The organism is Peribacillus sp. NPDC097895 (assembly GCF_050277555.1).
Classification (GTDB): domain Bacteria; phylum Bacillota; class Bacilli; order Bacillales; family DSM-1321; genus Peribacillus.
On sequence record NZ_JBNNSH010000008.1, the window covers coordinates 60,805 to 84,721 of the forward strand.

General features: G+C 39.4%; 27 protein-coding genes. 12 read left to right on the forward strand and 15 right to left on the reverse strand.

Annotated features, from left to right (window positions below; translation table 11 throughout):
• Nucleotides 1-308: 308 nt before the first annotated feature.
• From ACQKMH_RS24900 to ACQKMH_RS24910, 3 genes are read right to left on the reverse strand one after another with little or no spacing between them, the layout of a single operon-like run.
• Nucleotides 309-1,103, reverse strand: a complete 795-nt coding sequence (locus tag ACQKMH_RS24900; RefSeq protein WP_427590019.1) for a DUF4097 family beta strand repeat-containing protein — start codon at nucleotides 1,101-1,103, stop codon at nucleotides 309-311.
• Nucleotides 1,096-1,650, reverse strand: a complete 555-nt coding sequence (locus tag ACQKMH_RS24905; RefSeq protein WP_230159298.1) for a DUF1700 domain-containing protein — start codon at nucleotides 1,648-1,650, stop codon at nucleotides 1,096-1,098. Before ACQKMH_RS24905 ends, ACQKMH_RS24900 begins: the two co-directional genes overlap by 8 nt.
• Nucleotides 1,647-1,967 carry a PadR family transcriptional regulator gene (locus ACQKMH_RS24910; protein WP_230159299.1) on the reverse strand — a complete coding sequence of 107 codons (321 nt, stop codon included), beginning with the start codon at nucleotides 1,965-1,967 and terminating at the stop codon, nucleotides 1,647-1,649. The genes ACQKMH_RS24905 and ACQKMH_RS24910 overlap by 4 nt, the downstream gene beginning before the upstream one ends.
• A 236-nt stretch (nucleotides 1,968-2,203) precedes the next feature.
• On the opposite strand from ACQKMH_RS24910, the gene ACQKMH_RS24915 reads away from it, so the two are divergent.
• Together ACQKMH_RS24915 and ACQKMH_RS24920 are read left to right on the forward strand one after the other, a co-directional pair.
• Nucleotides 2,204-3,262: a DUF2157 domain-containing protein gene (locus ACQKMH_RS24915; RefSeq protein ID WP_427590020.1), complete on the forward strand. Its 1,059-nt coding sequence runs from the start codon at nucleotides 2,204-2,206 to the stop codon at nucleotides 3,260-3,262.
• Complete coding sequence (locus tag ACQKMH_RS24920) at nucleotides 3,255-3,791, forward strand: GDYXXLXY domain-containing protein (RefSeq protein WP_427590021.1); 537 nt, start codon at nucleotides 3,255-3,257, stop codon at nucleotides 3,789-3,791. Before ACQKMH_RS24915 ends, ACQKMH_RS24920 begins: the two co-directional genes overlap by 8 nt.
• An 80-nt stretch (nucleotides 3,792-3,871) precedes the next feature.
• Here the strand turns inward: ACQKMH_RS24920 and ACQKMH_RS24925 are convergent, their stop codons facing one another.
• The 6 genes from ACQKMH_RS24925 to ACQKMH_RS24950 form a co-directional block, all read right to left on the reverse strand.
• Entirely contained in the window at nucleotides 3,872-4,351 is a 480-nt protein-coding gene (locus tag ACQKMH_RS24925; RefSeq protein WP_427590022.1) for a C40 family peptidase, read from the reverse strand.
• 202 nt (nucleotides 4,352-4,553) lie between these two features.
• A complete protein-coding gene (locus ACQKMH_RS24930; RefSeq protein ID WP_427590023.1) occupies nucleotides 4,554-4,826 on the reverse strand; it encodes a phage holin in 273 nt (90 codons plus the stop codon).
• A gap of 201 nt (nucleotides 4,827-5,027) precedes the next feature.
• The gene (locus ACQKMH_RS24935; protein WP_427590024.1) at nucleotides 5,028-5,150 is read right to left on the reverse strand and encodes a hypothetical protein; all 123 of its coding nucleotides are present in this window, start codon (nucleotides 5,148-5,150) and stop codon (nucleotides 5,028-5,030) included.
• Nucleotides 5,151-5,268: 118 nt separating this feature from the next.
• Nucleotides 5,269-5,469, reverse strand: a complete 201-nt coding sequence (locus ACQKMH_RS24940; protein WP_427590025.1) for a hypothetical protein — start codon at nucleotides 5,467-5,469, stop codon at nucleotides 5,269-5,271.
• Nucleotides 5,459-6,637 (reverse strand): LL-diaminopimelate aminotransferase, encoded by a 1,179-nt coding sequence (locus ACQKMH_RS24945; protein WP_427590026.1) that lies wholly within the window; start codon nucleotides 6,635-6,637, stop codon nucleotides 5,459-5,461. Before ACQKMH_RS24945 ends, ACQKMH_RS24940 begins: the two co-directional genes overlap by 11 nt.
• A 61-nt stretch (nucleotides 6,638-6,698) precedes the next feature.
• On the reverse strand, nucleotides 6,699-7,601 hold the full coding sequence (locus tag ACQKMH_RS24950; RefSeq protein ID WP_427590027.1) for a TIGR01777 family oxidoreductase: 903 nt from the start codon (nucleotides 7,599-7,601) through the stop codon (nucleotides 6,699-6,701).
• Nucleotides 7,602-7,819: 218 nt separating this feature from the next.
• Here ACQKMH_RS24950 and ACQKMH_RS24955 point away from each other — a divergent pair, with 218 nt between their 5' ends.
• The 8 genes from ACQKMH_RS24955 to ACQKMH_RS24990 all read left to right on the forward strand — a co-directional run bounded on the left by ACQKMH_RS24955 (nucleotide 7,820) and on the right by ACQKMH_RS24990 (nucleotide 14,933).
• A complete protein-coding gene (locus ACQKMH_RS24955) occupies nucleotides 7,820-8,080 on the forward strand; it encodes a hypothetical protein (RefSeq protein ID WP_427590028.1) in 261 nt (86 codons plus the stop codon).
• 117 nt (nucleotides 8,081-8,197) lie between these two features.
• Nucleotides 8,198-8,611, forward strand: a complete 414-nt coding sequence (locus tag ACQKMH_RS24960; RefSeq protein WP_427590029.1) for an N-acetyltransferase family protein — start codon at nucleotides 8,198-8,200, stop codon at nucleotides 8,609-8,611.
• A gap of 369 nt (nucleotides 8,612-8,980) precedes the next feature.
• On the forward strand, nucleotides 8,981-9,451 hold the full coding sequence (locus tag ACQKMH_RS24965) for a DinB family protein (protein WP_427590030.1): 471 nt from the start codon (nucleotides 8,981-8,983) through the stop codon (nucleotides 9,449-9,451).
• Nucleotides 9,452-9,940: 489 nt separating this feature from the next.
• On the forward strand, nucleotides 9,941-10,525 hold the full coding sequence (locus tag ACQKMH_RS24970; protein WP_427590031.1) for a YjgB family protein: 585 nt from the start codon (nucleotides 9,941-9,943) through the stop codon (nucleotides 10,523-10,525).
• A gap of 239 nt (nucleotides 10,526-10,764) precedes the next feature.
• Nucleotides 10,765-12,351, forward strand: a complete 1,587-nt coding sequence (locus ACQKMH_RS24975; RefSeq protein WP_427590033.1) for an S-layer protein — start codon at nucleotides 10,765-10,767, stop codon at nucleotides 12,349-12,351.
• A 302-nt stretch (nucleotides 12,352-12,653) separates the two neighbouring features.
• Nucleotides 12,654-13,478 carry an amino acid ABC transporter substrate-binding protein gene (locus tag ACQKMH_RS24980; RefSeq protein ID WP_427590034.1) on the forward strand — a complete coding sequence of 275 codons (825 nt, stop codon included), beginning with the start codon at nucleotides 12,654-12,656 and terminating at the stop codon, nucleotides 13,476-13,478.
• Complete coding sequence (locus ACQKMH_RS24985) at nucleotides 13,462-14,166, forward strand: amino acid ABC transporter permease (protein ID WP_061461694.1); 705 nt, start codon at nucleotides 13,462-13,464, stop codon at nucleotides 14,164-14,166. Before ACQKMH_RS24980 ends, ACQKMH_RS24985 begins: the two co-directional genes overlap by 17 nt.
• Nucleotides 14,167-14,195: 29 nt before the next feature.
• Nucleotides 14,196-14,933 carry an amino acid ABC transporter ATP-binding protein gene (locus tag ACQKMH_RS24990; RefSeq protein ID WP_427590035.1) on the forward strand — a complete coding sequence of 246 codons (738 nt, stop codon included), beginning with the start codon at nucleotides 14,196-14,198 and terminating at the stop codon, nucleotides 14,931-14,933.
• 76 nt (nucleotides 14,934-15,009) lie between these two features.
• Here ACQKMH_RS24990 and ACQKMH_RS24995 read toward each other — a convergent pair whose 3' ends face one another.
• Nucleotides 15,010-16,179, reverse strand: a complete 1,170-nt coding sequence (locus ACQKMH_RS24995) for an MFS transporter (protein WP_427590036.1) — start codon at nucleotides 16,177-16,179, stop codon at nucleotides 15,010-15,012.
• 249 nt (nucleotides 16,180-16,428) lie between these two features.
• Here ACQKMH_RS24995 and ACQKMH_RS25000 point away from each other — a divergent pair, with 249 nt between their 5' ends.
• Nucleotides 16,429-17,139: a response regulator transcription factor gene (locus ACQKMH_RS25000; RefSeq protein WP_427590037.1), complete on the forward strand. Its 711-nt coding sequence runs from the start codon at nucleotides 16,429-16,431 to the stop codon at nucleotides 17,137-17,139.
• Complete coding sequence (locus ACQKMH_RS25005; protein ID WP_427590038.1) at nucleotides 17,136-18,575, forward strand: sensor histidine kinase; 1,440 nt, start codon at nucleotides 17,136-17,138, stop codon at nucleotides 18,573-18,575. The genes ACQKMH_RS25000 and ACQKMH_RS25005 overlap by 4 nt, the downstream gene beginning before the upstream one ends.
• A gap of 70 nt (nucleotides 18,576-18,645) precedes the next feature.
• Here ACQKMH_RS25005 and ACQKMH_RS25010 read toward each other — a convergent pair whose 3' ends face one another.
• From ACQKMH_RS25010 to ACQKMH_RS25030, 5 genes are all read right to left on the reverse strand, one after another.
• A complete protein-coding gene (locus ACQKMH_RS25010) occupies nucleotides 18,646-19,005 on the reverse strand; it encodes a YxeA family protein (protein WP_427590039.1) in 360 nt (119 codons plus the stop codon).
• 5 nt (nucleotides 19,006-19,010) lie between these two features.
• Nucleotides 19,011-20,930: an ABC transporter permease gene (locus ACQKMH_RS25015; protein ID WP_427590040.1), complete on the reverse strand. Its 1,920-nt coding sequence runs from the start codon at nucleotides 20,928-20,930 to the stop codon at nucleotides 19,011-19,013.
• Entirely contained in the window at nucleotides 20,917-21,684 is a 768-nt protein-coding gene (locus ACQKMH_RS25020; protein ID WP_427590042.1) for an ABC transporter ATP-binding protein, read from the reverse strand. The genes ACQKMH_RS25015 and ACQKMH_RS25020 overlap by 14 nt, the downstream gene beginning before the upstream one ends.
• A gap of 395 nt (nucleotides 21,685-22,079) precedes the next feature.
• Nucleotides 22,080-22,370, reverse strand: a complete 291-nt coding sequence (locus ACQKMH_RS25025) for a DUF3817 domain-containing protein (RefSeq protein WP_427590043.1) — start codon at nucleotides 22,368-22,370, stop codon at nucleotides 22,080-22,082.
• 339 nt (nucleotides 22,371-22,709) lie between these two features.
• Nucleotides 22,710-23,774, reverse strand: a complete 1,065-nt coding sequence (locus ACQKMH_RS25030; RefSeq protein WP_427590044.1) for a C45 family autoproteolytic acyltransferase/hydolase — start codon at nucleotides 23,772-23,774, stop codon at nucleotides 22,710-22,712.
• Between the last annotated feature and the right edge of the window lie 143 nt (nucleotides 23,775-23,917).

The window sequence follows — 23,917 nt, forward strand, 5'->3', positions numbered from 1 at the left end:
CCATATTCCCTTTTGAATGTGAACGGTAAGCATGCCCGAATGACATACTGATGTGAAGGCCATTTGCCTACAGTCTTGATGTTTTAAAATAGTAGTATTAAAACTATAGGTGATATGGATGCTTTCTAAACATAATTTTATTCATCGAGATTAACTTGAAATGATTACTTTAGATCAACTGGTGCCATCGAACCATTTGATTCAAATTTAATAAAAAATCAAAAAGGCTTCGGAAGGAGACCATTCCGAAACCTTTTTGTCTACAAACTCAGCAGTCCCTAATGGGTCCGCTTTTTCATGTTTCACGGCTATTTCGTTACTTCGATATTTCCATTATTCGTTTCCAATTTCACTAAATTTTCACCCTTGCCAATGACAGTATTACCTTCATACTTACCAAGGATATCTACTTTCCCATTGTCTACATGAACATCAAAGGTCGTATTTGTCGGTTCATTCTCTGTTTTGATGATGATTTTACCGTTATCACTTTCGAGATCAATCATCCTATCCAAGTCTTTCGTGACCATTGTGATTTTACCATTATTCAAGGACCCAACCAGATTTCCCTCTACATGATTAAGATCTACTCTTCCATTAGCAGATTTCACTTCGACTTTTTCGGTTATTATTTCATTTAATTCCACCCGGCCATTTTGAGATTCCACATGTAGATTACCAATTTTCAGTTCTGACATTTGCACTCTACCATTATCGGATTCGACGACAAATGATTTATAAGATTTATCAGGCACATACACCTTTAAATATAAGGGTTGAATATGAAAGCCAAAGCTAAAGGTACGTTGATCTTTTAATTTTACCGATAGCTTCTTCCCTTCTACAGCTGCAGTGAAATCTAACTTGGAAACATCCACCCCTTTTGAAACCAACTCTATCCTGGTGTCCTTATCCTTCGTTGGAATGATTTCGACCGTTGCATTGTCAGTGTCGATCTGCACGTCCGTAACGATATCCGAAATCGCCTTCTCCTCTGTAGTCGCTTTCTGATTCGTCACTTGGGAAAGCGTAAACATACTTCCAATTACTCCAATCAATAACAATACAAGTGCAAGGATCGATAATTTTTTCACATTAATCATTTTTCAAACCGCCTTTCACAAGGGAAGCGTTAAATTTCAAATAGCGAATGAATCCTTTAGTTAAAGCACTCGTAGCGACAAACATTCCCATGGCAATGAAAATCCCAATCCCGCATAGTCCCAATGCAAAGAACAGATCAAATAATTGAAAGCTGCCCACTATAAGGTTAAAAAGTACGCCAAACGGAGCAAGAATGAATGATATCGCCGCTGCCCATCCGGCAATAACAACTCCAACCAATGCTATAAAAGGTCCCAAAACGATGACTAAATTAAAAAATCCCAAACCAATGACTGCCCAAACGGCCCGCATTACATTACCGGCAGAAGTCGTTTGTTCGACTTGGCCAAGATGGTAGGAGGCCAACAGCTCCTTGGAAATCTGTTTAGGATTCCCAAGTGATGTGGAAATTTCCTGCTCCGTCTTCCCCTTTTCCATTCCAATTGCGAAATACTCTTCGTAATCTTGCAGGATATCCTGCCGTTCCTCTAAGGAAAGCCTGCTTAAAGAGGCGTTCAACTGTTTTATAAACTGTTCTTTATTCATTGGTTCACACCTTCCTCGATTAATTGATTGACCCCTTTGGAAAACTCATTCCATTCCGTCAGCAACTCTTGAAGGTATTTCCGGCCCTTATCTGTTAACTTATAATACTTACGCGGCGGCCCTTCTGTCGATTCTTGCAAATAAGTCGTAAAATATTCTTCCTTCGTCAATCGTCGTAAAAGTGGATATACGGACCCTTCTGATATCTCAATCTGATTTGAAATCTTTTGTACAAGTTCATAGCCATAGCGATCCTGCTTATCCAATAAGACAAGAACGCACAGTTCCAAGACACCTTTCTTAAATTGTACATTCATGACGCCATCACTCCTTCCAAAAATTCTTCAGTATAGTTCAATAAACAGTACTGAACACCGAACAATACATCCTATGCAAATAATTTACCACACGGTATTGTTTATTGCAAGGTACTGAAAATATTTATTTTTTTGTCTTACATGCCCTCCAATGAGGGTAGAAGAAAATTAAGATATATTCAAAGCTGAGAGAGAATACGTTGTATAATAGTAAAATATGGAAAGGGGGAATTGTTTTGGCCAAAAAACAAATAACGAAAAAACGATTCGAGTTTCTCGAACATGAATTTAATTACCTTGAAAAAGGAGGAGTCATTTCCCAGCAAGAAAAAGAGAGGATGTTAGCTTCCTATGATGTAAAAGGAAATTTGAGCTTCATTACTATACTATTATCCATTGGGGCACTTCTTTTAGGTTTAGGCGTATTGACCTTCGTTGCCAGCAACTGGATCTATTTGAATAAAGCCGTTAAATTCCTACTTATCATTGCATGCCTCATCGGAGTGAACTTTGCTGGTGTAAGGTGGCAGGTACGCTTTCCCAAAACGTCACGAAGTCTGCATTATGCTGGTATTCTGATTTTTGGTGCAGGGATTTTTCTAATTGAGCAGATGTTTAACATTAGCATCAATTTCAATAGTTCATTTTTATTATGGGCCATCGGAACGGTATTCATCGGTTACTATTTAAAGGATGTCTTCATTCTCCTTTTTACATCATTCCTGCTTTTCATTTATATTAACGGAAGCATATTCCTTGATGAAACGTCTTATCCGCTAGCGATTCTTGTGTTTTTACCAGTTTTATACATCATATTAAAGAAATTCGATTACCCTAAATATCTGGCCTTTTCCCTTAACGCTTTAGCCATCAATACAATCGCTTTATTTTTAATGGAATTCGTCCCGAAGTTGGATTTTGATAATTCGAATACGATTGTCCTTTCCATTCTCTTTGTGTTGGGAATCCTGCTGGCCTATATTCCAGTCAGAAATAAATTACAAAATATCACCCACATACAAGGGCATATCTTACATGGTATTACAGCACTCTTCCTTACTTTTGATTTTTCAATCTGGTTCCCTTTAGCCTATTTCGTATTTCTACTATATCTCATTCTAAAAGGCAGTTTGACCAGCATCGTGATCATATGTGCACTGATTTTCAGATATTATCTCGATTCCTTTGACTTCCTGCCAAAATCACTTACATTCATCATCGGCGGCATCATGCTTATCGGTTTTGGTTTCTTCTTTGAAAATCGACGAAAAAAAGGAGGAGCTCTCAATGAATAAGTCATCGTTCCGACCACTCATCGTATTCACCATTCCTGTCTTGATTCTTTTAGTCTTGGCGATTCCTCCAGTCTGGACAACAATGACAGGAGATGAAATCAAGATCAAAACCGCTCCGGTCGATCCGACTGACTTGTTTCGTGGCAGCTATGTGGCTTTGGATTACGAAATTGAATCCGTTAAGCCTTCACAACTCGAAGACTCGATTAAATCCGAGTTCAAAACAAGAAATATGGGTGATTATAAAAAAGTATATGTACGTTTGAAACAAAACACTGATGGACTTTATGATGTCGATTCTGTGACGAAAGACAAACCCAGCAAAGGCATTTACCTTAAAGGGGAGTTGGAAATCCCTTATGACTTGCAAAATGTTACAACCGTTCATATCAGATACGGTCTGGACAATTATTTCGCATCCGAGGAAAAAGCAAAGGAAATGGAGACCGATGCATTGGCCAATCCTTCAGTGGCGGTAGTAAAGGTGCGTAATGGCAATGTTGTATTATCGGACATTGTCATTGAATGAATGCATCCCCGTAAACCAGCAAAAAGAGCATCGGATTTTCGATGCTCTTTTATTGTTGGACTTTTTAATATGGCAATCTGTTACTTAATGACCCGTTTTGCCCCGATATATTTATCTTTCCAATACTTATCACTCATTTTGACAACCTTGACACCTTTTGTGGTGGTCCCGACAAATGTCCCATTTCCATAATAGATTCCTACAAAGGAGACATTCCCTTTCTTGCCTGTAGCATAGAAGACCAAATCTCCAGCTATTAAGTCTTTTTGTTTCACGGTCTTGCCTATATTATATTGGTCTGCACTAGTTCTCGGAATTTTCATTTCTGTCGCTGCATGTTTATATACATACTGGGTCAGACCGCTTGCATCGAACCCTTTAGGTGTCGTCCCTCCGTATTTATAAGAGCTTCCCACCTGCTTCTTTGCCAAAGCTGCCACTTCTTCACCATAATTGATGGACGCTGAAGCATTAGCCGGACTGAATATGAATGCGGCCAACAATGCCACAAGTAAAACTATGGCTGCAAGCCATTTTGAAACTGGTAAACGATAACTCATCCTTTTTCCTCCCCAAACTGAAAATGAACCACAATTTTAAATGTATGTTGCATTTCGGTTTTCATGCCAAAAAGCATCTTTTTTTACTCATCCATCCTCTTCTCTGCAAAAAAACAAATAACCAGATAATACCGTTGTGCAACTAGACGGTGTTATCTGGTTTCTATTACATCTTCAGTAGATTAAAAGAGATCCAGGCCCATTATTTAGGTTCCTGGTATGTTCGAGCATTCTCGCTGTCTCTTATGCCTTTCGTGGTATGATCGACCACACCTCCGACACCAAAGAATGTAAGCGATATAAAGTTAATGATGCCCAGAGCCCCGCTCAATGCATCATCAGAAATGGTGAAGCCTATTGGAGTGATGAAATTGTTTATGAACGCTGCAACCATCTGCGCCAATAATAAAAGACCAGGAAGGAGTACAGTGAATATAAACGTCGGATTCTTAAGGCGCACTTTCCAGTTGATCATTGCTATGCCCCCTATCTATCATATTATGTCCGCTTGAAGAAAGTTTCGGACTTGCTATATATTATGCCGCTTGTCCTTTTTGAGTTCGGAAATTCCATTAAATAATATATCAATCTAGTTTCCACATTTAAAAAAGGTCCACCTGGGGATGGACCTTCTTAGACAACAAAATAGATTTCAAAAAAAACGCTAGAGTTTGCCTTACTTTAACAAGTAAATAACAACTTCCTCAAGCTCTAAAAATTCCTCAGCGTGGCATTTGATATCTTCCTTTTGAAAATAAGCTTCTGCCTCCATTGGTAAATTGGTAGTCACTGTCCGCAAACCCTTTCCCCTGGAATTGCCGCTGCCGTCAAGTCCTCGGCCAGCCAAAACTGTTTATACTGCTGCGCCAATTTGTCTTTTTCGAACTCTCCTACCAGTTGCCCCCGGTTTATGAATATCAGGTAATCGGCCAGCCTGCGAATATCATCCATTTCGCAAATGCCTTAATGATACTTGCTGCATTGTGTGCCCTGTTTCTTTCTATATAAATCCACGAAAAGTATATAAGCGGGAGAAAATAAATAGAAAGAACGTTCGATCCGTGATCGAGCGTTCCTTTAACCTGAATATATTGAATGCTGGATTTTTTACACTTCAATTTTCTCCTCCAAAAACAATCGAATCCGTTCAGCAGCTTCCGTCAATCTCGCAGGCGGTTGGACCAAGGCCATCCGGACATACCCTTCACCCTGCTTCCCAAAAGCATCGCCAGGTACGACTGTAACCCCTGCTTTTTCAATCAAGGCATAGGAAAAATCGCGTGAATTCCAGCCAGCAGGAATTTGGGCCCAAATGAACATGGTAGCCGCTGTTTTCGGCACATGCCATCCTCCTTTTGCAAGGCCTGATATCAAGGCATCACGGCGTGCCTCATATTCCTTCACCTGATCGGATAGCAGTGAAAGGTTTGAAGTGAGCGCCATTTCAGCAGCTTTTTGGATGGGATAAAAAACCCCATAATCGATGTGTGATTTCAAAGTTCCCAGTATGTTCAATGCATCGCGATTGCCAACGACATACCCAATACGGCATCCGGCCATGTTAAATGTTTTCGAAAGTGAATTGAATTCAATCCCCACTTCTTTGGCACCCGGGATGGACATAAAACTGATTTGGGGATGATTATCAAATATCAACTCAGAATAAGCAAAATCATGAACCACCAGGATCTCATTCTTTTTTGCAAACGCGATGACTTCTAAAAAGAACGCTTCATCCGCAAGGGCGGTGACTGGATTTCCTGGATAACTGATGATCATCATTTTCGTTTTTTTCACTATTTCATCCGGAATTCGGTTGAGCTGCGGCAGGAAACGATTCTCGGCAGTAAGCGGCATCGGATGAATGATTCCGCCAGCAAGCTCTACACTCGCTTCATAAATTGGATATCCCGGGTCTGGCACCAGCACATGATCTCCCGGATTTATCATCGCCATTGCCAAGTGTGCAAGACCATCCTGGGATCCCATCAGTTGGAGGACTTCCTTTTCTTCATCCAGTTCAACTCCGTAACGCTGCTGATAAAAATGACGGACTGCTTCATGGAATTCAGGCGTACCTTTTAGCGTATATCCATACGAACTAGTATCCTGCGCATACTTCACAAGCGTATCCATTACAAATTCAGGCGGTGGTAAATCCGGACTTCCAACACTCAGGTCGATAACATCCAACCCTCGTTTCATTGCATCCTGCTTGCGGGTCGCCAGCTCTGAGAATATTCCTGTTGTGAATCTTCCGACTTTTTCAGATGGAGTCATATTCATTATGTGATTCCCCTCCATTAATAATCTTTTTCTATTATTATAGCAATCAATTTCTTGCAGTTTATACCCCTTTAATAGAACTGTTGAGTATCTGTTCAAGAGCTTCATCAAGATGATTGAATTTAAATGTATACCCTTCCTTTTCCAATCTTTCAGGTATGACCCAGCGGCTTTTTAAAATCAATTCAGTTTCCGTCCCCATAAAGAAGGCCCCCATTTCAAGCATGGGTGATGGGCAGGGCATTCCTATCGTTTTATTCATGACCTTTCTCAAATGGGCCATCAACTCACGATTTGTAACTGGGTACGGGGAAGAACAATTGAATACCCCGCTCAACTCTTCATTCTTTCTCAGAAATAGGACAATGTTAAATAAATCATCAATATGTATCCAACTGAATTTTTGATTTCCCGAACCCTGGTGGCCACCCATGCCAAATTTAACTAAATTCCTATAAGGGGTCATCACTCCCCCATCGCCCAAAACAATGGCGATCCTCAAAGCAATTTGTCTCGTCTTGGGTAACTGGAAATCAAAAAATGAGCGCTCCCATGCTTTCGCTACATCAACGGAAAAGCCTGAACCGATTACCCCCTCCTCCTCTGTCATTGGTTTATCTTCAGCGTGCCTGTATATTGTTGCCGTACTTGAGTTTATCCATAATGAAGGAGGATTTTCACAATGTTCAATCGCCTGTCCGAGCACTTCAGTCGTTTCGGTTCGTGAATCTAAAATTTCTTTCTTATTCTTGGCATTATAGCGGCAATTGACTGTTTTTCCTGCGAGGTTGATCAACATATCCGAATTATCGATCGTGTCTCTTATTCCTACTTTATCTTCCCAGCCGATATGCGGAGTTTGCCTGGAGATGATCCTCACCTCATACCCCAAGTTCCTGAAATGCCGTTCAAAGTATTGACCTACAAAACCAGTCCCGCCAGCTAAAACCACTTTCTTCAGCATTTAACCAACCCGCTTTCTTTTATGAGTGAATAGGTCGAATAATAACCAGTTTGAACCTTTTTGTGAATTCATTCACAAGTATACCATCTTATTACATTAAATGGTATCACGAATACATAACATACGACGTGTGATAATTGGTGAACTTGTCCAAACAAAAATGGATATTACACATAAATTAGTAATGTGGAAATTTATAAAGCAAAGGGATGATTGCAGTGTCAAACAAAAAACTAAGAAGAACTGGCGGATCCAATGCTGGCAATTCCGGAAGTGAAAATAGCAGAGGCAGGGATGCCTTGAGAAAAATCTTGAATGAATTATTAAACAATAATAGAAATACTTTAATTAAGGAACCTACTTCAATCAAGGAATCTACTTCAATTAAGGAACCTATTTCAATCAAGGAATCTACTTCAATTAAGGAACCTACTTCAATTAAGGAACCTATTTCAATCAAGGAACTCAGAAGGGATTAAGAGATTTCTTTTTTGAGATTAATATGGAGACCCTTTGGATTATTCTATAGGGTCTCCATGTTAATAAAAAATAATATGATTTCCGCATTTTTCGTTTAATAGAGAAAAGGTGAAGTTATGATGTATTTTCGAGACTGGAAACCTAAAAAAGATATCAAGAAATTAACGGATATTACGGTGAGTAATTTTCGGGTTTCATCTGATAAAGTGCATGAAATTTTACAGGAGTCACATAAGGTACTTGTGATTTGTAATGATAAAGGTAAAGTAGTCGGTTTTCTTTGTTATAATCTTTATTTAACTAAAGTAGCTCATTTTAATTATGTAGTCATTGACAAGAAATATAGAGGAAAGGGAATTCTACAATCCCTTTTACCAGAATTAGCAGCTTATGTGAGGCAAAAAGGGATTCTTGTAGTGTCCGGTTTTGTTAACAAAAATAATCCTGAAGCATTGCAAAAATTTAAAGACTTTGGATTTAAACCGATTTTAACCTTTCATGATGACATTCTCATTCAATCACTAATTTAAAAAGGTCCTCCTGCCCGCTATTAGCGTAATTAAGAAGTAAGATAAAAAGAAAAATACAACCTGTTTTACCCTTCCATAGCTCTGTCTGTTACAAATACGTATTTAATTTCAGGATTAATTTATGAATCATGTGCTCCTCCATACTAAACTAGGGAATGAAATCGCCTGTAAATTCTACACGAATTCATAGGCTGTTTCCCTTTACTCTCTTTTGAACAGGAGCGGTACTATAGATATATGGAAGTAATACGCAATAAATTCACTACCTTGAATCGATTGTTAAATTTTCTATATAATCAAAATAATCCCATATTTCCAACCTCCATTCGTGTATAGTGAATGTATACCCGCTTAAAAGGAGAGAAAATTATGAAATCAATCGATCTAATTATCTTAAACCTGGAAGAGGTCAGAAGAAGAAATATTAAACTATGGACTTCACTACCTAAAGACAAACTCCATTGGAAACCGGACGACGTTGCAATGAGTTGTTTAGAGATGGTTAGACATGTCCTTGATAGTGAGCATTACTATCATTTATCTATTAAAAATCAAGGTAGCTTACCAGTTTATGAATCACCATTTGAAAAACAGCCACTTCTCTCTGTCCAAGCGGAATTAAAATTTGCCGAACCTTACAGGCGTGATTTTCTAGAAACAATAAATTCTTTCGGCGAAGACGACTTATCCACCATTAAAATTGATCGGTCGAATATTGGATATATTAGAGATTTAGGAGACATGTTGTTAAGAATTGCCTATCATGAGTCTGTACATACTGGTCAGTTATTGGATTACTTAAGAACTGCTGGAGTTCCTAGAATCAGTGTTTGGGATTAATTGCATCGTTTTCAATGGGTTTCATTTTGGAATTCATGTTTTATTTGCATGTAGACCCCTTAATGATCTTCACTGCCGAATAGTGAATGAAGAGGAGCTATCTAATAGACAGCTCCTCTTCATTCTAACTACCCCCTTGGGAGAAAAATTATGATTTCATGTTAATCCGATCTATGGTCATCGGTAAACGTCCGGCAGTTCCACAATTTTCATACATAATGACAGGCCGTGAAATGATGTGTGATTTATCTTGCAAGCTTATTTAAACTAGATAATTTTATTAATAAATACTTTTTCTTACAACCAAAGAAAATAAAGGACTATTTATGAGTGACGGCTAGTACCTTTTTTAAAAACACGGTTTATAAACATAAATGCCTATTAAAGGCCTTATAGAATTTTCGGATTACTACGCGATGGAAACATCACGCCGAAAATGTTTTAAGGTTAGAAATTTGTGGAAAACCAATAATATAGGAGGGATAAGTAATGTTATCTAAAAAACCAGCATCAAGAATGATTAGCGCCGCCATTCTAACCGGTTCTCTTTTAGGGGCAGGTGCATCATTTTCAACAGAACCGGTTGAGGCTGCATCAAAAATCGATTCCACTTCTAGCACAGCAAAGGAACACGCCGTTACCACCTTACATGAAATCTACAATAAAGCCTTTTCTGGGGAAATGCCTTATACGGCAACGGGTTTAAAAATTAAAGAAAATACCCAACAAGAAGTATATGCTACATTCGGTTCTCCCCCTGAACCAGGGAATGCCGATGAAACTTTTGACTATTACCATGCAGAAATGGGACATCCAGGATTTGCATTTGCTTATAATGAAGACAAGGTCATCTCACAAATCAGGTATTTTGGGACAAATGTTGAACGGGATCATAACCTAGGAGGCATCACTCCTAAGGTTTTAGGGAAACAACTCGGTAGCGCTGACCAAATACGCCATATATACAGTACGAATGAAATCAACTATATCTACAAGACAGGTGATTATGAACTGCAATTCATTGTAGGTGAAGATCAAACCGTAAATCATATCAATTTACTTGAGGCTAAATAAACTTCAATATTCACTTCGCAGGTTGTAGAGATATTTCTCTGCAACCTTTTTTCTGCTCCCCCCTTCATTCTCTATCCATCTCACAATTAATTTTTCAGGTTTTTTCTTGATAGTTCTTCAATGAACCCTAACCGTTCAATCCATTTACAAAAACCATACTTTTTCCAAACAGATTATTAATACTTTTACAATAAAATTAGCTTGTTCCATATTATTTCATTATTTGGAGGTACGGAAAAATGATAAATAAGTTCAAATCATTCACAGGATTGGTTCTTAGCATGGCCATCCTTTCTCAAGGTCTTCCGGTTGCTGCAAAAGATACAGAAGAAAACAACAAGATAAATCCAGGAGGCAGATGGTTGAAAGGGGAATATCATGTCCATACCACGCAGTCCGACGATGCTGAAGAATCTCAAACCCTTGAGAGCGTATTAAATAATGGATTTGACAAGTATGGGATGGATTGGATGGGGATTTCCGACCACTTGAGAATGTCTTCAAGGGATGATGAGGGACATCTGTTACCAGGCGGACCGATTCCGCTGTCTCAAGGAATCATTCAATATCAAGCTCCGAAAATGGAACAACTGCAAAAAGAGGGCAAATATAAAAATAAAGTCATCTTTTCGGGCTTCGAATGGGACATGCCCACCTATGAGCATGTCGGCATAGGCATTTTGGGAGATCAGCCGAGCTCATCGAAAAGTCTGAAAGCTGGCAATCAGTTCGAATATCTGTTCACCAACCAGGATGAAAAGATGTTTGATTCTAAGGATGTAGCCGTTTGGAAAACCCAAGATCAAAGGGCCAATAAGACACCCGAGGATGCTCGAACAGCCTTGGCATGGCTTGAGAAGAATTATAAGCATACAAGTTATGCCATTTTGAACCATCCATCAAGAAAAAGGGTGTACAACATATCTGATTTCCGCGACTTTAACAATATCGCGCCGGATGTCATGTTCGGATTTGAAGGGATGCCGGGTAACCAGTTGGAGCCAGACAGAGGTGGCTTAAACCTGACAACACCCGAAAACAGGACCTATGGCGGTTCTGATTACATACTTGCTAAGGTAGGTGGTGCATGGGATGCGCTTCTTGGTGAAGGTCGTCAGTTCTGGACCTTTTCCAATTCGGACTCTCATTTCGAAATCAGTCAAAACCGACTTTACTCCAGCGGATACTGGCCTGGCGAATATTCCAAGAATTATACTTGGGTGAAAGGTTCAACGATGCAATCCGTCCTTGACGGCATGCGATCTGGGAAATCCTTCTCCGTTTTCGGTGACTTGATCAACGCCCTTGATTTCCAAGCTAAAACCGGACATAGCAAGGTGGATATGGGTGGGGACCTTAAAGTGAAGGAAGGACAAATGGTCAAGATCACCATCCGATTTAAGAGCCCCGAAAAGAACAACAACGGGGACGCTGTCAAGGTGGATCATGTGGATTTAATTTCGGGGGAAGTAACCGGGAAAGCTGTGCCAGGTACACCTGCTTATAATAAAGACACCAATGATACGACAAAAGTGGTTAAACGCTTTACAAGTAAAGACTGGAAAATTGATGGCGACGGCTACCATTCCATCACTTACAAAGTCAAAGCAAATAAGGATCAATATTTCCGTTTGCGAGGCACGAACCAAGGGGAAAATGTCTCTGGAGAAACGATGGACGGGGAACCGCTGATCGATAAAAAGACTGAAATTGAGGATAACGAAACACGTTTTGCCGAAATCAACAAACGTAACTATAAAGACCTTTGGTTCTATTCGAATCCTATTTTCGTCAGCGTTGAGGATAAAAAGCATGACATACATTAAGTAATAAAAAATGTTCCGACGGTCCAAAATAGACTCTCATTCGCCTGCTAATCGACGTGGATGAGAGTTTTTTTCTATAAGTAGAAAGGCTTAATGAACATTTCATTTTTATTGGACGACTTCCTCGGAATTCCGGAAGGAAAAACTTGAGTTTTTAATTCACTTCAATCTATAAAAATCCGTATAATTCACCAAGATTTCATAACACTAAAGATACAAGTTATTTTCATTGACTTTTTACCTTTTCTTGTATAGTATCACAGAGTATCAATCCCTATCAGATTACTAGGAGGTTTACCGAAATGAAAAAAATGGTTACACTTTTATCGCTATTATTAGCGTTCACGATTGTACTTGCCGCTTGTGGCACAAGTACAAAAGATGAGGCAAATGATACCGACAATAAATCCTCTTCAAAAGAAAATCTTTATGATAAAGTTAAAAAAGATGGCGTATTAACAGTCGGAACAGAAGGTACATACCCTCCTTTCACATTCCACGATGATTCGGACAAACTAACAGGGTTTGATGTGGAAATTGCTAAAGAAGTGGCAAAACGCCTTGGAGTGAAAGCTGAATTCAAGGAAACACAATGGGACGGCATGTTTGCAGGACTGGATGCGAAACGTTTTGATATGATCGCAAACCAAGTGGGCATCGATGAAGACCGTCAAAAGAAATATGATTTCTCTGATCCATATATCCAATCAGGAGCCGTTTTACTTGTTCACAAAGATAATTCGGATATTAAATCATTCGATGACTTGAAAGGAAAGACTTCTGCACAATCTTTAACGAGTAACTACAATGAAATAGCCAAATCACATGGTGCTGAAGTTACCGGTATAGAAGGATTTTCGCAGTCTGTACAGCTTATAGGTTCTAAACGTGTAGATGCTACTATCAATGACAAATTGTCGTACCTTGATTATAAAAAGCAACACCCGGATGCACCTATCAAAGTGGCTGATGAAGAAGAAAGCGGAGTCGCAAGTGGCTTAATGTTCAGAAAAGACAGCGACAAATTAGTGGAAGAAGTAAACAAAGCACTTAAAGCCATGAAAGACGACGGCACGTACGCAAAAATCTCAGATAAATGGTTTGGTGAAGATGTTTCTCCTAAGTAATATTTTCAGTGACCCTGAGCGTATGAACCAGCTTGTTTCCATCGCTCAAACCTCCCTCTATCCGATGATAGAGGGAGCTATTAAATATACGATTCCACTAACATTAATCACATTCGTTCTCGGACTTATTCTCGCTGTACTCACAGCATTGGCTAGACTATCTTCCATTAAAATCTTTCAAATAATTGCGCGTGTATATGTGTCAATCATCCGCGGGACACCTTTACTTGTGCAATTATTTATCATTTTCTATGGACTTCCAAATTTAGGTGTAACCATTAATCCTTTCATATCGGCTATTATAGGATTCTCTTTAAATGTGGGAGCATACGCTTCGGAAATTATACGAGCAGCCATTTTATCCATACCAAAAGGACAATGGGAAGCAGGCTATTCAATCGGGATGACATATACCCAAGCTTTAAAGCGCATCATTTTGCCGCAAGCAGCGCGTGTATCCATTCCCCCATTATCCAACACGTTCATTAGCCTTTTAAAAGATACATCGCTTGCATCACTCATTCTTGTAACGGAATTATTCCGTAAAGCTCAAGAAATTGCTGCAAAAAACTATGAATTTCTACTATTATACATGGAAGCAGCTGCTTTATATTGGATTTTGTGTACCATCCTATCTTTCATTCAAGGAAGTTTAGAGGACAGACTTAATCGTTATGTAGCAAAATAAGAACCGCAGTAATTAAAGGGGATTTTAAAATGATCAACATTAAGAATCTTCATAAATCATTTGGTGACCTTGAAGTATTAAGGGGCATCGATTTGGAAGTGGAGCAAGGTAAAGTCATAGTATTGATCGGTCCTTCGGGTTCAGGTAAAACAACCTTTCTTCGGTGTTTAAATCTCCTTGAGGTGCCAACGGACGGAACGATCGAAATCGATGAAACCGTAATGGACTTCAAAAAACCCGTTAAAAAAAAATCGATTACTTCTTTTCGCAGTTTGACCGGGATGGTGTTCCAAAGCTATAACCTCTTCCCCCATAAAACAGCTGTGGAAAATGTAATGGAAGGTCCCATCATTGTAAAAAACATAGCTAAACATCAAGCGAAAGAAACGGCTGCTGCCCTGCTTACAAAAGTGGGCTTAGGTGACAAAGTTGATTTTTATCCTTTTCAGTTGTCCGGCGGACAGCAGCAACGTGTCGGTATTGCAAGGGCCCTGGCAATGGAGCCAAAGGTCATGCTATTCGACGAACCCACCTCCGCTCTTGACCCTGAACTAGTTGGAGACGTGTTACGGGTCATGAAAGATCTGGCAAAAGAAGAAGGCATGACAATGATCGTTGTCACTCATGAAATGCGTTTCGCTCGCGAGGTCGCCGACGAGGTCATTTTCATGGATGAAGGAATAATAATGGAACGAGGAAAACCCGAACAAATTTTCACGAATCCGAAAGAAGAACGCACACGCAAATTCCTGAACATGATTCAATAAAGAAAACGGTGCTTATCATAAGCACCGCCCGAGACAAACCCTATTTTTAGAAATGGGGTTTTTTGCTATCATCAAATTAATGAGATCCTTGTACTTGTTTAGTCCGTGCGTGGTAAATCTGGAAAAGAATCAATGCAAAAACAGAAAGGATTGCGCCTGATATGAAAGGTAAACCTATCGAAATCGAAAATAGCCAACCTCCGATTGGTGGCCCCGCTACCCTGCCGAATGAGTCAAAGGAAGAAAGCAGGCCGGTTACACTGCCATGCCCTGTCGAAGACCTTTTGGTCAGCAGTGCTGAAATTGCAGGCCGGATGAATCCGTTACCCACTCCGAAAATCGTTAGGAAGACCGCTGATGTCCAGAAGCCTGAAGAAAACAGTATGAGAATGAAACCAACTGCCGAAATGATGATGCCGATTCGTATGACTGCACCTTCCCCATATTTCTTTGTCATCCTTCCCACTAACCCACCTTGAACGATCGCACTACCAAATCCCATGATCATAAAGATATATCCTAATTGAACAAGACTTATATCCGCTTTTTTGGCGGCGAAATAAGCAAAAGTCGTTTCAAGTCCTGCCATTGAAAGCGTGACGATCAATTGTAGTATGAACATGATCGTAAGAGGTCCTTTGAAGGCTTTCCACATGGACTCTTTATTTTTAGTCTGATAGGCTCTCTTTTCAACTGTATGTGATTCCTTCAGTATGGCAATCACTAAAATTAACGTAATCAAAGAGGAAAGCCCGGCAATGTAAAAAGGTAAATTCAAACTTGTTTTGGAGAAAACCCCTCCAATCGCCGGACCGAAGATGAATCCAAGCCCTGTAGCAGCCCCGATGATCCCCATCCCTTTTCCCCTATCTTCCGGCGTCGTGATATCAGCCACATACGCCATTGCGGTCGGCATGTTTGCCGATGATAAAATCCCGCCAATAATCCTAGCTACAAATAACACCCATAAAGAGTCTGCCGAAGCCATGATGAAAAACGAAACGGCCAATCCAGCAATGCCGATTACCATGACAGGCTTACGCCCTATCCGGTCAGAGATCCTTCCCCACATCGGGGCAAAAAATAATTGCATTAACGAATAAATAGCCATTAATAGACCAAGCTCAGTTGGACTACCCCCAACCTTTTCAGCGAGGAAAGGAATGACGGGAATAATGATCCCAAACCCGACCATGACTAAAAACATCACTAAAAAAAGAACGGGTAACACCTTTTTTGTTTCCATTATTTTTTTCTCCTTTATTCTTACACATTCAATAAAAAAAATTCTGATTAAAAAACCGTAATACTCAGCATGATCTGCCTAGCAATACTTTAAACAGTTTAACATACAACCTTTACCAAATCAGTAGAAGCACGATCTTCTTTCTCCCTAAGACACTACTTATTCCAAAGATAGCTGTCCCCTCCCCTTATTTTTTGCTATGGGGTACACTATACTGTAGGGTAAAATGGGTGTTTGGGGGGTAAAGAAATGGCGAATGATCAGTGGATTTTAATTATTGACGATGAAGAAGATTTGGCGCGTCTCATGGAGACCGTTTTACATAAGGAAGGCATTGCAAATGTTGTAAAGGCTGGGACGATTGCGGATGGTTGGGCAAGATTTCAGGAGATTAATCCTGCACTTGTCTTGCTAGATATTATGCTGCCTGATGGCGAAGGCTATGATTTATGCAAGCAAATTCGTGAAGTGTCGAATGTGCCCATTTTATTTTTGTCTGCAAAGGATGAGGAAATTGACAAGCTTTTAGGGTTGGCGATAGGCGGCGATGATTATATTACCAAACCATTCAGTCCGAAAGAAGTGGCTTATCGAGTAAAGGCACAACTAAGACGCGCTGGCTTTTCAGAGGAAAAAGCGGCTCCGAAAAATTTGCAAGTGGGCCCTTTTGAGCTTAGTGCAAATGAAACAGAAGTGAAAAAGGATGGAGAATCGATTGAGCTCACCGCTAAAGAAATTGGACTGATGAGCTGCTTTATGCATCACCCGAATCAGATTTTGAGCAAGGAGACTTTGTTCCAACATGTGTGGGGCGATGATTTCTTTGGCTCTGATAATACAGTGATGGTACATATTCGCCGTTTACGCGAAAAAATCGAGGCAGATCCTTCAAAGCCTTCTTTTTTAATTACGGTTAAAGGGCTTGGTTATAAATTACTAACCAAGGGTGAAACAAGATGAAGTGGAAATTGACACGGCGCTTTTTAGGATCCGTTGTGACAATTGTTGTAATCGTAGGGATTGTAAATTCAATTTTACTCCTCAGCTTACTCTTTTATCGGGCCATGCATAATTTTGGGACAGATGAAGTATCTGCAGAAAACTTCAGCCGAACATTTTCACAATATGTAGAACTGCAAGATAATAAACCGATGGTAAATGAAGAAGGACTGGAAAAACTACGAAAAAATAAGGCCTGGATACAATTTTTGAATACTAAGGGTGAGCAAGTGGCAGCCTTTTATACGCCTGATAATTTGCAAACCGTGTATTCCCCTATTGAGATTGTGCAAATGTATAAGTATAAAGAAATTGATGCAGAGACGACTGTTTTTGTCGGCGAAGCCCAAGAATTCAGCTATTTTCTAGGCGTTAAGGAACAGAAAATAGGTCGTTATGTACTGACCTATGATTATGCAAAGGTTTTTAAAAACTTTAACATCTTACTTTTACTATTTTTAATCGTGGATATTATTATTGCATTAGTCATTGGATTTTTATTTGGGAAAAGGTTAACCAGTCCACTTAACCTATTAATAGAAGGAATTCAGCAGCTGCGGGAAAGACGTTTTAAGAAGATGAATATACCAAAAGGCGTTTATGAAGATGTATTTCACAATATGAATGAACTATCGGCAAAGTTAGATCAGTATGAGAAAGAACGTGATCTTCTCGACCAAACACGCGAGGAATGGATTAGCAATGTTTCGCATGACATGAAAACACCGCTTGCTTCCATCCATGGATATACAGAATGGATGAAAGATAATGCCGCAGATTTAACACCGCAAGAAATGTATGAGTATACATCCATTATTCATAGACAGTCCATTTATATGAAGGATTTGCTAGAAGACCTCAATTTAACGATGCGTTTGCGCCATCAACGACTTCCTTTGCAGTTTGAAGAAGTGGATATCGTTGGCTTCATACGCGAAATGACGATTGAGCTTTTAAATGATGCACAATTTGGTGATCGAAAGGTTGAATTTGAGGCAAATGTGGATAAAGCAACACATAAAGTGGATAAAAAATTACTGAAACGGGCAATCCTTAACTTTATATACAATGCACTTGTGCATAACGATGATAATGTCGTTGTAAAAATACAAATTGATCGTATTTATCCGCTATGTTTACAAGAGCAACCGCCATGCAACATTTCCAAAGCCTCAGAGTTTCATACCCAAATTACCATTGTCGATAATGGCCGCGGGATTCCCTCAAAAGACATCGAACAGGTTTTTGAGCGTTACTATCGAGGTACGAATACAGCCAGTGCACATGGGACTGGTTTAGGAATGGCTATTGCAAGAGATATTATTTCGGCCCATAATGGGAAACTTGATTTGACCAGCGTTGAAAATAAAGGAACTACCATTACTATACTATTATGAGCTGATTATTTCTTAACAGGTAGAGAAAAGGGCTGTTCCCAACTAATTTATTGGGGACAGCCCTGCTTTCTTATTTTAATTTTTCTTGTGCCTTCTCTGGTATTTCCTCAAATTTCACTTCATCATATGAAGATACTTCATCGCCATTTTTCACGTACATTTTCAAGTAGGCATCTTTCCGAAGATTCTTTTGTGCCGTGAATTCAAGTGGTAATGTTTCTCCATCAGCATTTGTGGCGTCCAGTTTATAGGAATAGGAGTTCATCACTGAACCATCATCCAGTTTGGTTTCATGTTGTACACCATCCTCTGTAATTTGCAAATAATAATTGCTCGCATTCATGCGGTTGAAGTCAATTTTACTTAGCGCAAAGACTCCTACTGCTCCAAGTAAAAACAAAATACCTAATACCATTAGAAATTTTTTCATCTCGATCATCCTTCTGTTTTATTGTTTTGTGTGATTATACGATTGTAAGATGCTACCGTTAAAAGATAATACAGACCATAGATAACCGTATAAGCAATCATCCAGATCAACACAGGTTTTGCCAGGTCCATCATCAATATGCCAGAGAAGGCTTTCAACGCAACAGCACTGTGAAATAACCCTGCTGCAAGTGGCACGAAGAAGATGATGAATACTTGTGATGCAATGGATTTCCGCATTTCTTTTGCGCTGACACCCATTTTATGAAGCATATTGTATTGTGATTTATCTTCCTCTGCTTCCGTTAAAACCTTAAAGTAAATGATACTGCCTGTCGCAGCTAAGAAAACCAAACCAAGGAAGCTTCCGATAAAGAGCAATGAGCCTACGCTTTCCATACTTGTTTGCAAATCTCGAGGGGCACTAGAAAATAGCGCCTCTTCAGGTATTTGTTTTGCAATTTCTTCAGATAAATCCGTAGAAGCTTTGTCCACACCGATGACACGATATTTAAGTGCTTCCCCTTCTTTTTGAAATGCTATAAATTGATCATTTGATACCACTACTGCAATACCTGCCGTGCCGGCATTTAAAACGGTTTGTGTTTTAAAGCTTTGGAATGTGATTGCCGTGCCATTTTCTGTCGTGATGGTCTTGTCCTTGTATTTAGGTGAGAATCTTTTGTCATATCCAATGTCTAAAATGACTGCATTGTCAGCGTTCACATGCAGTAATTCCTTGTCTTGTACTGCTGCTAATTTGTTATATGTTTTTTCGCTGATAACCGTATAAATTCTTTTATCCGAGCTATCGAATACTGATGCCGCGTTTAATTCTTTCGTATTGAATGTGACAGATCGTGCTTCAATATACTCATCGTACTTTGTATCTGGCAGCACAGCGCTGACTTGTTGTTCGCCATTTGCATCCGTTTGCTGATACATGAAGGTATTCGGATCGGCTGTCATGACTTGATCATTTGTATTGTAATAAAGACCATAAACCGCACCGCCAGCTGTTACCGTTGTAGCACTTAACACCGCAATCACGGTCAATGTACGTGCATTGCCCCTTATACGATATAGCAGTTGCGAAATCGTCATTAAATGAAGACCTTTCCACAGCCATTTTTCATTTTTCTTAATCATGGCTAACACAAACCCTGTTACACTGTGGAACAATAAAAATGTACCAACAATAACTGTCGCCAAAATAATGAGTGCTGTCATTAAAAAGCCGAGTTTTCCCCACACTTTAGAAGTAAAAAGATCTTGCATCGCCAACCAATAGCCCATGATAATTAGTAAAACTCCAAGAATGGCTACAATCATGGATGACTTCGGTGCCGCTTCCCCTTTTTTCGACGCGTGGAAAAGATCAATTAATTTAAATTGATAAATTAAACGATAGCCCTGGAATGATGTCACTAAAAAAATAAGTAGAAATACGATTGCCGTGTTCAAAGCTGCGGATCCCGAAAATGTAAATGGTGCGATGACATCATAGCCCATTAAATAAATCAAAATCGTCATGAAACCTTTTGAACAAAGGAACCCAAGTATGATCCCTACTACTAATGAAACCAAACCTAATAGTAAGTTTTCAAAGAAGAGCATAAAACCAATTTGACGATTTCGTACGCCAAGCAATGCATATAAGGCCACTTCTTTTTTACGTTTTTTCATAAAGAATGAATTCGAATAGGCAATAAATACGGCAACGAAGAATATGAGTATGACTGCCGCACCACTCATTAGTGAATCTAACTTTTGTGATGAAGCCGTTTTTTCTGCAATCGTACCGCTATATTTTAATGTCACGAATGTGAAGTAGATGATGATGCTAAAGACCATGGATGCGATGTATAAAAAATATTGAGTGAGGTTTCGTGCGATATTCTTTCTCGCTAAACTAAATAGCGTCATCTACCTCACCTCCAATTGTCGCAAGAACATCCAAAATCTCTTGGAAGAAAGCTTTACGTGTTTGATCACGACGGTAAATTTCGGTTGAAAGAGTACCATCCTTTATGAAAATAATACGACGGCAGAAGCTCGCTGCGTATGCATCATGCGTCACCAACATGATGGTTGAATGATTATTTTCATTTAATTCACTTAAGCTTTCCAGTAGGTTTGTCGCTGATTTTGAATCAAGTGCACCTGTTGGTTCATCAGCAAGTATTAATGCAGGCTCTGTCACAAGCGCTCTTGCTGCGGCTGTTCTTTGCTTTTGGCCACCGGAGATTTGGTATGGATATTTTGCTAGTAAATCTTCAATACCAAATACTTTAGCAATACGATTCACTAGGCTATTGATTTCTTTCACTGGAACTTTTGCAATCGCCAGTGGCAACAATATATTTTCCTTCACCGTCAATGAATCGAGCAAATTGTAATCTTGGAAGATGAAACCAAGATTGTCACGTCTGAAATCCGTTAAATCAGCACCATTCATATCGTGAATACTCGTATCTCTCATATAAATCTTCCCTGCTGTCGGTGAGTCAATTGTTGCTAACATATTGAGCAAAGTCGATTTCCCCGCTCCAGAGGGTCCCATGACCCCCACAAACTCTCCTTCATGTATGTCAAAAGATATATTTTCCAACGCTGTATAGGCAGCATTTGATTTGCCATATGTCTTTTTGATATTTTCTACTTTCAATAATGGCTCCATTTGTTTCACCTCATCATTTTTGTTGATACTTATACTATAAAAGCTCATCCTTACAGCATGTTTATACCAACCTTACAGCAAGCTTACATTCATAAAAAAAACGCCTTCTATTGAATAGAAGACGTCAGTTTGTAGACAAAAGGGGTTCTATCTAAATTTCTAAAGTTGATTGAAACGAAGGTACGAGACTCCTGCGGGAATACGCGTCCAAGGGCGAACCCAGGCGCAAAGGCACCGAGGGGGACCGCGCCCTGAGTACCTGAAGTGGAAATCCTACGTTCGAAATTTACAAACACTCAAACAAAAACGGAAGACAAAATCAATTATTATTGAGTTTATCTTCCGTCTAAACGTCTTCAATATAGAAGACGTCAAAGAGCATGTCTCTTTATCATTTAATTATGCTTCAATAGCTTTCGATCGATTACAAAATTTCCAAATGGAATGAAAGAAACGATGAAGATCATGGACATTTTTAAAAAGGACCATTTTGATTGAATGCTTACGTAAAGAAGTAACAGGACGAATACGACAAATAGAAAACCATGAATGCTGCCTAAAATGAGTGTCGCTTCCCCAATATCCAATATGTACTTAATAGGCATACCAATACCCAGCAATAAAACATATGAGATTCCCTCAATTATTGTAATAAACCTAAACCATCCAAGAACAGTAGAATACATTCGCTCATCCCCTTATTCATTGTACAAGTACGATTACATTCCAAAACGGCACACAAACAGACTCGTTACTCATCCAAAATCTGCTACTCTATCATATTATATTACTGGAATATCCACTACTAAATAGTACCCAGGATTCGATTGCCTGAAATGAAAACGGCAAAAGCCCAATCCAAGGATTGGGCCCGAGTATTTATCTAAACTTAAAAGTTGTAATAGCTAGCCTTCACTTTCACCGACTGATTCCTTGCTCTCCAAATGTTTTCATTTTGCAAATTCATATGCCTTATGTATTACCAATCAATTATAACCCCTAAAAAAGGGCATTTCATAATACGCTCAACTCCGGAACCAATTCGCTCCCTCATCCATATGCACAAAAGGAATATCCGTATCAATTACACCTCTGATTCGATCTAATTCAATATCTTCCCCTTCAAGCCATTTCGCAAAATCAATGGATGTGGGTTCCTGGTTCCCCCCCAAAGCAATCCAAGCTTTCATCTCCTTAGGTAAATAAGCGGAGGTATGAATCGTTCCAGCCCAGCTGCTATATAAATCTGAAAAGACACCTTGGTTGGTGTCATTAAACAATCTATAAGCATCGTAGGCAGATGAAAGTTTTCCTTCATGTTCTTGTATGATTTCCAATCTGCGTTTCGAATCTATAAGATGATTACGATTTTCATTTTTCATGATTTCAAAGTGATTGGTACATGCATTGGCCTTGCGCACCTCTACATTTCTCGGAGAGGTTTCCACAATATAAGTTCCGCCACTTTTATCATAAACGACGTACGTGAATGAATGACGATGTGGGATTTCCTTCAACATCGAAACCGCTTCCTCCACATTTGCACAAGATTCAACAATCAGTCTGCCAATCATGCAGCAAATGAATCCATCTCCCGGATTCTTTCGATTCATGAAGTTATATCCGATCACTAATCCTTTTTCATTCATGCCATCCATCCGTCCAGTCCCTCGCTGACTAGGTCCAATGCTTGAATACCCTTGATCGGTTGGCTGGAATAAGACATAGCGCCCTTCATATGTCTTTGGATGGTAATCATAATTGCGAATGAGATAATCATCCCCTGTCATGATGGAGCATCCAGACCGAACATAATCCAATCGGTACCCTCCAAACTCTTGCAGCACGCGTTCAATTGGCCATTTCAACGCTTCTTGCAACCCCAGTAATTCTTCCCAAACCCCAGGAGCAAATTGTGTAATCGCTTTCTTGACCTCTTCTTCTTCAATCGTAAACCGTGGCTGTCTAATCTTCCATTGATCTTCACGATTTTTTACGGTTAGTGAATCTTTTAATGCCTCACCTTGCATGTATCCGAACTCATAATGTGTACCCCGAAATTGTATGATATCACTATATACTTGCTTCACGACTTATCCCTCATTTACAGTAGTGGCTATTCAATTAAGGATACTTGAAGTGCAGTTGAAAATAAAGAAGATAAGCATTAAATTTATGAAACAACTCACCACCACGTACCTCCCTCATAATCTGTAACTAGGCATATTTATGA